This is a genomic window from Kosakonia sp. CFBP8986, assembly GCF_034044935.1.
GTDB lineage: Bacteria > Pseudomonadota > Gammaproteobacteria > Enterobacterales > Enterobacteriaceae > Kosakonia > Kosakonia cowanii.
The window spans coordinates 151,681-164,676 of record NZ_JAXCXB010000002.1; the positions used below are offsets into that span (position 1 = coordinate 151,681).

12 protein-coding genes are annotated in these 12,996 nt (G+C 58.2%); 10 read left to right on the forward strand and 2 right to left on the reverse strand.

The features are described 5' to 3' along the window. The first annotated feature begins 265 nt into the window (after positions 1-265). Positions 266-2,545: an NADP-dependent oxaloacetate-decarboxylating malate dehydrogenase gene (maeB, locus tag SOM48_RS04380; RefSeq protein ID WP_320511502.1), complete on the forward strand. Its 2,280-nt coding sequence runs from the start codon at positions 266-268 to the stop codon at positions 2,543-2,545. A gap of 551 nt (positions 2,546-3,096) precedes the next feature. Here maeB and hemF read toward each other — a convergent pair. Together hemF and amiA are read right to left on the reverse strand one after the other, a co-directional pair. Further along, positions 3,097-3,999, reverse strand: coding sequence for an oxygen-dependent coproporphyrinogen oxidase (gene hemF / locus SOM48_RS04385; protein ID WP_320511503.1), 903 nt, complete (start codon positions 3,997-3,999; stop codon positions 3,097-3,099). Next, the gene (gene amiA / locus SOM48_RS04390) at positions 3,999-4,871 is read right to left on the reverse strand and encodes an N-acetylmuramoyl-L-alanine amidase AmiA (RefSeq protein ID WP_034812345.1); all 873 of its coding nucleotides are present in this window, start codon (positions 4,869-4,871) and stop codon (positions 3,999-4,001) included. The genes hemF and amiA overlap by 1 nt, the downstream gene beginning before the upstream one ends. A 212-nt stretch (positions 4,872-5,083) precedes the next feature. Between amiA and SOM48_RS04395 the strand changes: the two genes are divergently transcribed. The 9 genes from SOM48_RS04395 (at position 5,084) to pdxK (ending at position 12,986) form a co-directional block, all read left to right on the forward strand. Continuing rightward, positions 5,084-5,509 carry a GNAT family acetyltransferase gene (locus SOM48_RS04395; RefSeq protein WP_042718790.1) on the forward strand — a complete coding sequence of 142 codons (426 nt, stop codon included), beginning with the start codon at positions 5,084-5,086 and terminating at the stop codon, positions 5,507-5,509. 81 nt (positions 5,510-5,590) lie between these two features. Next, positions 5,591-6,166 (forward strand): RpoE-regulated lipoprotein, encoded by a 576-nt coding sequence (locus SOM48_RS04400; RefSeq protein WP_320511504.1) that lies wholly within the window; start codon positions 5,591-5,593, stop codon positions 6,164-6,166. Positions 6,167-6,246: 80 nt separating this feature from the next. After that, positions 6,247-7,146: a Dyp-type peroxidase gene (locus SOM48_RS04405; RefSeq protein WP_320511505.1), complete on the forward strand. Its 900-nt coding sequence runs from the start codon at positions 6,247-6,249 to the stop codon at positions 7,144-7,146. Between the two features lie 164 nt (positions 7,147-7,310). Continuing rightward, positions 7,311-8,327 (forward strand): sulfate ABC transporter substrate-binding protein, encoded by a 1,017-nt coding sequence (locus SOM48_RS04410; protein WP_320511506.1) that lies wholly within the window; start codon positions 7,311-7,313, stop codon positions 8,325-8,327. Next, complete coding sequence (gene cysT, locus SOM48_RS04415; RefSeq protein ID WP_023478964.1) at positions 8,327-9,157, forward strand: sulfate/thiosulfate ABC transporter permease CysT; 831 nt, start codon at positions 8,327-8,329, stop codon at positions 9,155-9,157. The genes SOM48_RS04410 and cysT overlap by 1 nt, the downstream gene beginning before the upstream one ends. Further along, entirely contained in the window at positions 9,157-10,032 is an 876-nt protein-coding gene (gene cysW, locus SOM48_RS04420) for a sulfate/thiosulfate ABC transporter permease CysW (RefSeq protein WP_076770246.1), read from the forward strand. The genes cysT and cysW overlap by 1 nt, the downstream gene beginning before the upstream one ends. After that, positions 10,022-11,116, forward strand: coding sequence for a sulfate/thiosulfate ABC transporter ATP-binding protein CysA (gene cysA, locus SOM48_RS04425; RefSeq protein ID WP_320511507.1), 1,095 nt, complete (start codon positions 10,022-10,024; stop codon positions 11,114-11,116). The genes cysW and cysA overlap by 11 nt, the downstream gene beginning before the upstream one ends. 101 nt (positions 11,117-11,217) lie before the next feature. Next, entirely contained in the window at positions 11,218-12,129 is a 912-nt protein-coding gene (cysM, locus tag SOM48_RS04430) for a cysteine synthase CysM (protein WP_023478965.1), read from the forward strand. 17 nt (positions 12,130-12,146) lie between these two features. After that, positions 12,147-12,986, forward strand: a complete 840-nt coding sequence (gene pdxK, locus SOM48_RS04435; RefSeq protein WP_023478980.1) for a pyridoxine/pyridoxal/pyridoxamine kinase — start codon at positions 12,147-12,149, stop codon at positions 12,984-12,986. The last annotated feature ends 10 nt before the right edge of the window (positions 12,987-12,996 follow it).

Here is a 12,996-nt window from a genome sequence, read left to right on the forward strand (position 1 = left end):
AGTGTGTTATTTACGCGCGTCGCATCGCGCTGTTGTCAGGATGAGAGCTGCATAACAAAAAAGCATAGCAGACGCAGCCCTTTACGGGGTTTTGCAGCAGGTAACAAAGATGGGAGATATACGTAACAGTTTTGTTGATGCGATGGTCAGAGTATGGCGACCTTCAAAGTTTATGCCGCCGACAAAGGCCATACTGGTCGGTGCATTGGAGTGTCATCACGCGTTAACACTCTTGACGCTGAAAGCAACGTGAAAGGAACATCTAATGGACGACCAATTAAAACAGAGTGCCCTCGATTTTCACGAGTTTCCTCGCCCGGGTAAGATTCAGGTTTCCCCCACCAAACCGCTGGCGACCCAGCGCGACCTGGCGCTGGCGTACTCGCCCGGTGTTGCCGCTCCCTGTCTGGAAATTGAGAAAGACCCGCTGGCAGCCTACAAATACACCGCGCGCGGCAATCTGGTGGCCGTTATCTCCAACGGCACCGCCGTGCTCGGCCTTGGCAATATCGGCGCGCTCGCCGGTAAGCCGGTGATGGAGGGCAAAGGCGTTCTGTTTAAGAAATTCGCCGGTATTGATGTGTTCGATATCGAAGTTGACGAGCAGGATCCCGACAAACTGATCGACGTGGTTGCCGCGCTGGAGCCGACCTTCGGCGGCATTAACCTGGAAGATATTAAAGCGCCGGAGTGCTTCTACATTGAAGCGAAACTGCGTGAGCGCATGAACATTCCGGTGTTCCATGACGATCAGCACGGCACGGCGATCATCAGCACCGCCGCTATTCTCAACGGCCTGCGGGTAGTGGAAAAGAACCTCTCTGACGTGCGCATGGTCGTTTCCGGCGCAGGCGCGGCGGCCATCGCCTGTATGAACCTGCTGGTGGCGCTCGGGATGCAGAAACACAACATTGTGGTCTGTGACTCGAAAGGGGTGATCTACAAAGACCGCGAGCCAAACATGGCAGAGACCAAAGCCGCCTATGCGGTGGAGGACAGCGGCAAACGCACGCTGGCAGAAGTGGTGGCGGGCGCGGATATCTTCCTCGGCTGCTCGGGGCCAAAAGTGCTGACCCCGGAGATGGTGAAAGAGATGGCGCGCCAGCCGCTGATCCTTGCGCTGGCTAACCCGGAGCCGGAGATCCTGCCGGATCTGGCAAAATCGGTGCGCCCGGATGCGATCATCTGTACCGGCCGATCGGACTACCCCAACCAGGTCAACAACGTGCTCTGCTTCCCCTTTATCTTCCGTGGCGCGCTGGATGTTGGCGCAACGGCGATCAACGAAGAGATGAAGCTAGCGGCGGTGCATGCCATTGCCGAGCTGGCACACGCCGAGCAGAGCGAAGTGGTGGCCTCGGCCTATGGCGACCAGGATCTCAGCTTTGGGCCTGATTACCTGATCCCGAAACCCTTCGACCCGCGTTTGATTGTCAAAATCGCGCCGGCGGTGGCAAAAGCGGCGATGGAGTCCGGCGTGGCGACGCGGCCGATTAGCGATTTCGACGCCTATGTCGATAAGCTCGCCGAGTTTGTCTATAAAACCAATCTGTTTATGAAGCCGATCTTCTCCCAGGCCCGCAGCGCGCCGAAGCGCGTGGTGCTGACGGAAGGGGAGGAGCCGCGCGTGCTGCATGCCACCCAGGAGCTGGTGACGCTGGGGCTGGCGAAACCGATTCTCATTGGTCGCCCGAGTGTAATTGAGATGCGCATTCAGAAGCTGGGGCTGCAAATTCGCGCCGGTGCGGATTTTGAGATTGTGAATAACGAGTCCGACCCGCGCTTTAAAGAGTACTGGACGGAGTACTTCAACATCATGAAGCGCCGGGGCGTAACGCAGGAGCAGGCGCAGCGTGCGGTGATCGCTAACACCACGGTGATTGGTGCCATCATGGTGCATCGCGGTGAAGCGGATGCGATGATCTGCGGCACCATTGGCGAATACCATGAGCACTTCAGCGTGGTGCGCGACATCTTTGGTTATCGCGACAGCGTGCATGCCGCAGGCGCGATGAATGCGCTGCTGCTGCCAAGCGGCAACACCTTTATCGCCGATACCTACGTCAACGAAGATCCTAGCGCCGATCAGTTAGCAGAGATCACCCTGCTGGCGGCGGAGACGGTGCGCCGTTTCGGCATTGAACCCCGCGTGGCGCTGCTTTCGCACTCGCAGTACGGCTCATCCAATGCGCCAGCGGCGGTGAAGATGCGTGAGACCTTAGCGCTGGTGCGCGAGCGGGCACCGGAGTTGATGATTGATGGCGAGATGCATGGCGATGCGGCGCTGGATGAGTCGATTCGTCAGGACAGAATGCCCGACAGCCCACTGAAGGGAACGGCGAATATCCTGATTATGCCGAATGTCGAAGCTGCACGAATCAGTTACAACCTGCTGCGGGTTTCCAGCGCCGAAGGGGTAACCGTCGGGCCGGTGCTGATGGGGGTGGCGAAGCCGGTGCATGTGTTGACGCCGATCGCCTCCGTGCGGCGGATCGTCAATATGGTGGCGTTAGCGGTGGCCGAGGCGCAGACCGCGCCGTTGTAACCTTCGGCAGGATGAGGTTCGTAGGCCGGATAAGCGTTAGCGCCATCCGGCAATGGGCCTGGCATGTGGCTTCGCTGGAAGGGGTAGCGTAGGCCGGATAAGCGTTTACGCGCCATCCGGCATTATCTCTGCGGCACCGATTGCCGGATGGCGGCTACGCCTTATCCGGCCTACCAAACCGAGCCTACAGCGACACCAGCGTTGCTTTTATCTGCAATATGGCAGCGAGGGGTTGTGTCCCCGCTGAAATCGGCGAACCGAAGCGTGAATGACAAGGTCTGGACGCCATGGATGGCGGACAGAGGCGAACCGAGACAGGATGTCGAGTCGAGCCGGCCGCCGTCAGGCACGCGGGAGGTGAGCGCAGTGCGAAGCACCGATTTCCTCGCGGGGCCGCGGGGATTGACAAGGGGGGAGCGGTCCCCCCCTTGTCCCGTTCACCGCATAAGAGATTAATGAAACTCCCGAACGCCTGGTGAACGGAACCATTCCACCGTGGTAACACCCTTGCCGGATGGCGGCTGCGCCTTATCCGGCCTACAACATCAACGTCACACCCAATCGCGGACTTTTATAAATTCGCTTAACGCCGCTTCGGGGCTGCTTTCGGCGGGCTGGTAATTGTATTCCCAGCGCACCAGCGGCGGCATCGACATCAAAATTGACTCGGTGCGCCCGCCGGTTTGCAGGCCGAACAGCGTCCCGCGATCCCACACCAGGTTAAACTCCACGTAGCGCCCGCGTCGGTAGAGCTGAAAGTCGCGCTCGCGCTCGCCCCACGGCGTGTTTTTACGCCGCTCGACAATCGGCAGATAGGCGTCGGTATACCCTTCGCCCACCGCGCGCATAAAGTCGAAACAGTGGTCAAAATCCGGGGTATTGAGATCGTCGAAAAAGAGCCCGCCGACGCCGCGCTGCTCGTCGCGATGCTTCAGATAGAAGTAGTCGTCGCACCACTTTTTATAGTGCGGGTAGACCTCTTCGCCGAAGGGCTGGCAGAGATCGCGCGCGGTGCGGTGCCAGTGGATGGCATCCTCTTCGAAGCCGTAATAGGGCGTCATATCGAAACCGCCGCCAAACCACCACACCGGATCGGCATCCGGCTTCTGGGCGATAAAAAAGCGTACGTTGGCATGGCTGGTCGGCACATAGGGGTTGCGCGGGTGCACCACTAATGAGACGCCCATCGCTTCGAAACTGCGACCCGCCAGCTCCGGGCGGTGCGCGGTGGCGGAGGCAGGCATCGCGTCGCCGTGAACATGGGAGAAGTTAACCCCCGCCTGTTCAAACACGCTGCCGTCGCGCAGCACGCGGCTACGTCCGCCGCCGCCCGCGTCGCGCTGCCAGGCATCTTCAATAAAACTGCCGCCGTCGATTGCCGCCAGCTTCGCGCAGATAGAATCCTGCAGGGCGAGCAGGGCGTTTTTTACCGGGTCTACATCAGGAGTGCTCATCAGCGCCTCTTCGTGTGGGCTTTGTGATTATCGAACCAGCTAAAGTAGCTCATGACGCCATCGGTGATAGCGGTGGCGATCTTCTGTCGAAACGCAGCGGTGCCGAGCAGCTTCTCCTCCGCCGGGTTGGTAATAAACGAGGTCTCCACCAGCACCGACGGAATGGAAGGCGATTTTAGCACCACAAACGCCGCCTGCTCGGTATTGCGGCTGTGCAGCCGGTGCACCGGCTTGATCTGTTTAATGATATGCGAGCCGAGCGTCAGGCTGTTTTTGATGGTATCCGTCTGGACTAAATCAAACAGCACCTGCTGGAGCAGATGATCTTTATCACGCGCTTTTTTGCCCGCCAGTTCATCCACGGCGTTCTCCTTATCGGAGAGGTATTTCGCCATCGCGCTACTCGCCCCGCGATTGGAGAGGGCAAACACCGACGCGCCCGCGGCGTTCGGGTTGGTAAAGCCGTCGGCGTGAATCGACATAAAGAGATCCGCGCCGTGCTGATGGGCAATCTCAACGCGGTCATAAAGGGGGATAAATTTATCGCTGGTGCGCGTCAGGCGGGCATCAATGCCGCGCGCGCGCAGCTGGGCGCGGACATTTTTGGCAATCGCCAGCACCACATGCTTCTCTTTCGAGCCATTGTGGCCAATCGCCCCGGTGTCAATCCCACCGTGACCGGGATCAAGCATTACGATGCGCTTTGCACCCGCTTTTTTCGCTTTCGGTTTGCTGTGGCTGTTGCTGGTTTTAAGCGGTGTCTCATCCTTAGCGATAGCACGAGACATACCTGACAAGGTTAATGCGGCCAGGCCTGCTTTCAGGATCTGGCGACGCGAGGTGAGTGTTTTTAATGGTTTAAAGGTGCTCATAGCCTGAAATGGGTTATCCGTGGTGGCAGGTGTTATAGCGTATCGTGTTTGCTGTGACGACAGTCCGTAAGAACTATTGTTTTACTTTTCATTTCAATACGTGACAGAGTGACATTATGCCATTTTTCAGCGGCGATGATGCTGGATATTGGCTAACCGCGCGCCACAGGCCATAATCACCGTTTACACAGCTGAAAAATATGGGGGACATCATGGAGATACGTGTTTTCCGGCAGGAAGATTTTGAAGAAGTGATCACGCTTTGGGAGCGCTGTGAACTGCTGCGCCCGTGGAACGATCCGGAGATGGACATTGAGCGTAAGGTCAATCATGACGTAAGCCTTTTCCTGGTGGCAGAGGTGGGTGGCGAAGTGGTGGGAACGGTAATGGGCGGTTATGACGGCCATCGCGGTTCAGCATATTACCTGGGCGTTCACCCGGAGTTTCGCGGTCGCGGCATCGCCAATGCGCTGCTGAGCCGGCTGGAGAAGAAGTTGATTGCCCGCGGCTGCCCGAAGATTAACCTGATGGTGCGCGACGATAACGAGATGGTGATCGGCATGTATGAGCGCCTGGGGTATGAACACACCGACAGCGTTAATCTTGGCAAGCGCCTGATTGAAGATGAAGAGTACTGAAACTGGCCTTTCGCTGTGAGGAGGGCACTTTTTTCACTTTCGGCACTCCAACAGGCGTTTGGTCAATATAAGGAATTGTGCATGAAACCCCTGCGTATGTTTTTTATCGCGCTGCCGCTGGCGTTAACCGGCTGCTCGACGTTCGCCTCCGTCAACTGGTCTGCCGCGTATCCCTGGAACTGGTTTGGTTCCTCCCTCGAAGTCAACGAGCAGGGCGTTGGCGGCCTGACAGCCAGCACGCCGCTCAATGAACAGGCGATTGGCGATGCGTTAGGCGGCGATTACCACCTGCGCAGCGGCATGAAAACCGATAAAGGCACCATTGTTCGCTATTTCGAAGCGCTGAAAGAGAAGCAGCTGGCGCTGGTGGTCAATGGTGAAAACGGTGCCGTTAGCCGGATTGATGTTACCGATCCCGACATTGCCACCGCTAAAGGGGTTAAAATCGGCGCGCCGTTCAACATCCTCTATGACAAAGCATTCGGCAACTGCGTGAAAGCCTCTGACGCCGATATCGGCGGCATCGAGTGTAAAGCGCCCGACAGCCAGCATATCAGCTATCTCTTCAGCGGCAGCTGGAGCGGCCCGGATGGCTTAATGCCGTCGGATGACACCCTGAAAAGCTGGAAAGTGAGCAAGATCATCTGGCGTCGCTAATCGCATCAGAATAGTCTGATACTGACCCAAAAACAGGTACAATACCGCATCGTTTTTGTGGTCAGTTTTCAGGAGATGTGATGTCCCAGGTTCAGAGCGGCATTTTGCCGGAACATTGCCGTGCGGCAATTTGGATTGAGGCCAGTGTAAAAGGGGAGGCCGATGCCCTGCGTGCCGGCAGCCGTGCGTTTGCCGATAAGCTCGCAAACTTCCAGTTGCAGTTCCCCGACGCGGCGCTCGGCGCGGTGGTTGCGTTTGGTTCCCGCGTCTGGCGTGAATTAAGCAACGGGCAGGGCGCTGAAGAGCTGAAAGATTTTCCCGCCTATGGCAAAGGCCTTGCCCCCGCTACTCAGCACGATGTGCTGATCCACATTCTCTCCCTGCGTCACGATGTGAACTTCTCTGTTGCCCAGGCGGCGCTGGCTGCCTTTGGCGATGCGCTGGAGGTGCAAGAGGAGACGCACGGTTTCCGCTGGGTGGAAGATCGCGATCTCAGCGGTTTTGTCGACGGCACCGAGAACCCGGCCGGCGAAGAGAAACGCCGTGAAGTGGCGATTATCCAGGACGGCGTCGACGCGGGCGGCAGCTACGTGATGGTGCAGCGCTGGGAGCACAACCTGAAGCAGCTTAATCGCATGAGCGTCAGCGATCAGGAGATGATGATCGGGCGCACCAAAGCGGATAACGAAGAGATCGACGCCGATGTGCGCCCGGTAACGTCCCATCTCTCGCGTGTCGATCTGAAAGAGGCGGGCAAGGGGCTGAAGATTGTGCGCCAGAGCCTGCCCTATGGCACCGCCAGCGGCACTCACGGCCTCTATTTCTGCACCTACAGCGCGCGGCTCTATAACATTGAGCAGCAGCTGCTGAGCATGTTCGGCGACCGTGACGGCAAGCGCGACGCCATGCTGCGTTTTACCCGCCCGGTTACCGGTGGTTACTACTTCGCACCCGCACTCGACAGGCTCTTTGCCCTGTAACAAACCCGCGTCACATCAGGCCGGGGCAACCCGGCTTATACCCCTTTCTGCTTATACTCTTTTCTGATTCCAAATCACCAATTGGTATATAAAACCGTTACTGCTTTCACTCCCGTTATAAATAAACTGAACATCGTCGAGTGATTAGCTTATAAGGGTGCGCAATGGCCGTTAACATACTGAAAAAAGGATATCTGACGCTGGCAGCGCTGACGCTGTTGAGCGCGCAGGCACAGGCAACGGAACTGCTCAACAGCTCGTATGATGTCTCGCGCGAGCTGTTTGCGGCGCTGAACCCGCCTTTTGAGCAGCATTGGGCGCAGGAGAATGGCGGCGACAAGCTGACCATCAAGCAATCCCATGCCGGTTCGTCGAAGCAGGCGCTGGCGATTTTGCAGGGACTGAAAGCAGATGTTGTTACCTATAACCAGGTGACGGATGTGCAGATCCTGCACGATAAGGGCAAGCTGATCCCCGCCGACTGGCAGAGCCGCTTACCGAATAACAGCTCGCCGTTCTACTCGACGATGGCGTTCCTTGTGCGCAAGGGCAACCCGAAGAATATCCACGACTGGAACGACCTGGTGCGTTCTGACGTGAAGCTGATCTTCCCGAATCCCAAAACCTCCGGCAACGCCCGCTATACCTATCTGGCGGCCTGGGGCGCAGCCGATCAGGCTGACGGCGGTGATAACGCCAAAACCACCCAGTTTATGACCCAGTTTCTGAAAAACGTTGAGGTGTTCGACACCGGCGGTCGCGGCGCGACCACCACTTTCGTTGAGCGCGGCCTCGGCGATGTGCTGATCACCTTTGAGTCGGAAGTGAATAACATCCGCAAACAGTATGAAGCGCAGGGCTTTGAAGTGGTGGTGCCGAAGGTCAATATCCTCGCCGAGTTCCCGGTGGCGTGGGTGGATAAAAACGTGAAAGCCAACGGCACAGAGAAGGCGGCGAAAGCCTACCTCAACTGGCTCTACTCGCCGCAGGCGCAGACCATCATCACCGATTACTACTACCGCGTGAACAACCCGGAAGTGATGAAAAAGCTGGGTGATAAATTCCCGCAGACCGCGCTGTTCCGCGTGGAAGATAAGTTCGGCTCCTGGCCGGAAGTGATGAAAACCCATTTTGCCAGCGGCGGCGAGCTGGATAAGTTGCTGGCGGCGGGGCATAAGTGATGTTGTCTGGATCGAAACGCGTGCTGCCGGGCTTTGGTTTAAGCCTCGGCAGCAGCCTCTTTTTTGTCTGCCTGATTCTGTTATTACCCTTAAGCGCGCTGGTGATGCAACTGTCGCAGATGAGCTGGGAACAGTACTGGGAAGTGGTCACCAACCCGCAGGTGGTGGCCGCCTATAAAGTGACGCTGCTGGCGGCGTTTGTCGCCTCAATCTTCAACGGCGTCTTCGGCATGCTGATGGCGTGGATCCTTACCCGCTACCGCTTTCCGGGACGTACGCTGCTCGACGCGCTGATGGATCTGCCGTTTGCGCTGCCGACGGCGGTGGCGGGCTTGACGCTGGCCTCGCTCTTCTCCGTTAACGGCTTTTACGGCGAGTGGCTGGCGGCGCTGGATATTAAAGTGACCTACACCTGGCTCGGGATTGCAGTGGCGATGGCCTTTACCAGCATCCCGTTTGTGGTGCGCACGGTGCAGCCGGTGTTGGAAGAGCTTGGCCCGGAGTATGAAGAGGCGGCGGAAACCCTGGGTGCCACGCGCTGGCAGAGTTTCCGTAAAGTGGTGCTGCCGGAGCTGTCGCCTGCACTGATGGCGGGCGTTGCGCTCTCTTTTACCCGCAGCCTCGGTGAGTTTGGCGCGGTGATCTTTATCGCCGGGAATATCGCCTGGAAGACGGAAGTGACCTCGCTGATGATCTTCGTACGTTTGCAGGAGTTTGACTACCCGGCGGCGAGCGCGATTGCTTCAGTCATTCTGGCGGCTTCGCTACTGCTGCTCTTCTCCATCAATACCTTGCAAAGTCGCTTTGGTCAGCGTGTGGTAGGTCACTAATGGCGGAAATAAGTGCATTGAAACGCTATGACAAGCCCCGGGTGAACTGGGGGAAATGGTTTTTAATCGGCACCGGTATTTTGCTTTCAGCTTTTATCCTGCTGGTGCCGATGATCTATATCTTTGTGCAGGCCTTCAGCAAAGGGCTGGCTCCGGTGCTGCAAAACCTCGCCGATGCCGACATGCTGCACGCCATCTGGCTGACGGTGCTGATTGCGCTCATCTCGGTGCCGGTCAACCTGGTCTTCGGCACGCTGCTCGCCTGGCTGGTGACGCGCTTTAACTTTCCCGGCCGCCAGTTGCTGCTGACCCTGCTCGATATTCCATTTGCGGTGTCGCCGGTGGTTGCCGGTCTTATCTATCTGCTCTTTTACGGCACCAACGGCCCGCTTGGCGGCTGGCTGGATGAACATAATCTGCAAATCATGTTCTCCTGGCCCGGCATGGTGCTGGTTACCGTCTTCGTCACCTGCCCATTTGTGGTGCGCGAGCTGGTGCCGGTGATGCTCAGCCAGGGAAGCCATGAGGATGAAGCCGCGATCCTGCTTGGGGCCTCCGGCTGGCAGATGTTCCGCCGCGTCACGCTGCCTAATATCCGCTGGGCGCTGCTTTACGGCGTGGTGCTGACCAACGCACGAGCGATTGGTGAGTTCGGTGCGGTGTCGGTGGTGTCCGGATCGATTCGCGGTGAAACCCTGTCGCTGCCGCTGCAAATTGAGTTACTGGAGCAGGACTACAACACCGTCGGTGCCTTTACCGCCGCGGCCCTGCTGACCCTAATGGCGATTTTGACACTGTTTTTAAAGAGTGCGGTGCAGTGGCGTTTGAACACTCAGGAAAAACGCCTGCACGAGGAGGGAAATCATGAGCATTGAGATTGCGAATATTAAGAAGTCGTTTGGTCGCACCCAGGTGCTGAATGATATCTCTCTGGATATCCCGTCCGGGCAGATGGTGGCGCTGCTGGGCCCCTCAGGCTCCGGTAAAACCACGCTGCTGCGCATTATCGCCGGGCTGGAGCACCAGAGCAGCGGGCGCATCCGTTTTCACGGCACCGATGTCAGCCGCCTGCATGCGCGCGAGCGCCGCGTCGGCTTCGTGTTTCAGCACTATGCGCTGTTCCGCCATATGTCAGTATTCGACAACATCGCCTTTGGTTTAACGGTGCTGCCGCGCCGCGAGCGGCCGAATGCCGCCGCCATCAAAGCGAAAGTGACCAAACTGCTGGAGATGGTGCAGCTGGCGCATCTGGCGGATCGCTACCCGGCGCAGCTCTCCGGCGGGCAGAAGCAGCGTGTGGCGCTGGCGCGTGCGCTGGCGGTTGAACCGCAAATCCTGCTGCTTGATGAACCTTTCGGCGCGCTGGATGCGCAGGTACGTAAAGAGCTTCGCCGCTGGCTGCGTCAGCTGCATGAAGAGCTGAAATTCACCAGCGTCTTCGTGACCCACGATCAGGAAGAGGCGACGGAAGTGGCCGACCGCGTGGTGGTGATGAGCCAGGGGAATATTGAGCAGGCGGACGCGCCGGATCAGGTGTGGCGCGAACCGGCGACCCGCTTTGTGCTGGAGTTTATGGGCGAGGTGAATCGCCTGAAAGGGGTGATTCGCGGCGGGCAGTTCCACGTCGGCGCGCACCACTGGCCGCTTGGCCATACGCCGGTTTATCAGGGCGATATCGATCTCTTCCTGCGCCCATGGGAAGTGGACGTCAGCCGCCGCACCAGCCTTGATTCGCCGCTGCCGGTGCAGGTGCTGGAAGCCAGCCCGAAAGGGCACTACACGCAGCTGGTGGTGCAGCCGCTCGGCTGGAACCCGGATCCGTTAACGGTGGTGATGCGCGACGAGCATCCGCCCCAGCGCGGCGAGCGGCTGTTCGTTGGCTTGCAGAACGCGCGGCTCTATAACGGCGATGAGCGTATTGAGCCCGGCGCGGAGCTTGCTCTGGCTCAGTCAGCCTGATAGCTTAAGGAAACGTGGTTTTTGCCGGGTAGCGCGTTGCTCATCCGGCCGACAAGCCCGGTATGCGTCATGCGGACCGGGTTTTTTATTGGACAGCGATCGTGAACACATTAGAAGAGACTATTGGCAATACGCCGCTGGTCAAATTACAGCGCCTCACCCCGGATAACGGCAGTGAAATTTGGGTCAAGCTTGAAGGTAACAATCCGGCCGGTTCGGTAAAAGACCGCGCTGCGCTGTCGATGATTGTGCAGGCGGAACGGCGCGGCGAAATCAAACCTGGCGATGTGCTGATTGAAGCAACCAGCGGCAACACCGGCATTGCGCTGGCGATGATTGCGGCGCTGAAGGGCTATCGCATGAAGCTGCTGATGCCGGACAACATGAGCCAGGAGCGCCGCGCGGCAATGCGTGCTTATGGTGCCGAGCTGATTCTGGTCAGTAAAGAGCAGGGCATGGAGGGGGCGCGCGATCTGGCCCTTGAGATGGCGGCGCGCGGTGACGGCAAGCTGCTCGATCAGTTCAATAATCCCGATAATCCCTACGCCCATTACACCACTACCGGCCCGGAAATCTGGCAGCAGACGCAGGGGCGCATCAGCCACTTTGTCTCCAGCATGGGCACCACCGGCACCATCACCGGCGTTTCACGTTTCCTGCGTGAGCAGGCGAAAAAGGTGACGATTGTTGGCCTTCAGCCGGAAGAGGGGAGCAGCATTCCCGGTATTCGCCGCTGGCCTGCGGATTATATGCCGGGCATTTTTAACGCCGATTTGGTGGATGAGGTGCTGGATATCCAGCAGCGCGAGGCGGAAAATACCATGCGCGCGCTGGCGGTCAAAGAGGGCATCTTCTGCGGCGTCAGTTCTGGCGGCGCGGTCGCCGGCGCGATTCGGGTGGCGAAAGCAAACCCGGGCGCGGTGATTGTCGCCATCATTTGCGATCGCGGCGATCGCTATCTGTCGACCGGCGTGTTTGGTGAAGAGAGTTATTCGCAGGGCGCGGGGATTTAACCCGTCAAGGAGACAAAATGGAGATGATCCTGTTCAGGGATAAAACCCGGGCGCAGCAGGCCGATATCGTCGCGGTTCAGTCGCAGGTGGTTTACGGCAGCGTGGGCAACAGCATTGCAGTACCCAATATTCGTCAGCACCAGCTTAACGTTCTGGCCGTTCCTACGGTGCTGTTCAGCAATACTCCGCATTACGACACCTTTTATGGCGGCGTTATTCCCGATGAGTGGTTCAGCGGCTATTTACAGGCGCTGGAAGAGCGTGATGTACTGCGCAGCGTGAAGGCGGTAACAACCGGCTACATGGGCAGCGCCAGCCAGATCAAGCTGCTGGCGAAGTGGCTGACGGCGCTGCGGGAGAAACACCCGGAGCTGCTGATTCTGGTCGATCCGGTGATTGGCGATATCGACAGCGGCATCTATGTGAAACCGGAAATTCCTGAGGCGTACCGCGAAGTTATGCTGCCGCTGGCGCAAGGCATTACGCCGAATGTGTTTGAGCTTGAAGTGCTGAGTGGCAAACCGTGCCGCGATCTGCAAAGTGCGATTGCCGCGGCGCAGGGATTGCTCTCCTCGTCATTGCGCTGGGTGGCAATCACCAGCGCGCCGGTGGACCGCAACGATGGACAGATCCATGTAGTAGTGGTCTCAGCCGAGGGCGTCAATATCAGCAGCTATCCGCGCGTGGCGACGGATCTGAAAGGGACGGGCGATCTCTTCTGCTCCGAACTGGTGAGCGGCATTATTCAGGGCAAAGCGCTGGATATGGCGGTGCAGGCTGCGGGTGAGCGGGTGGTGGAAGTGATGGGTTATACCCTTGAGAAGGGGTATGACGAGCTGATTTTACCGCCGCGCTAAAACAAAAATG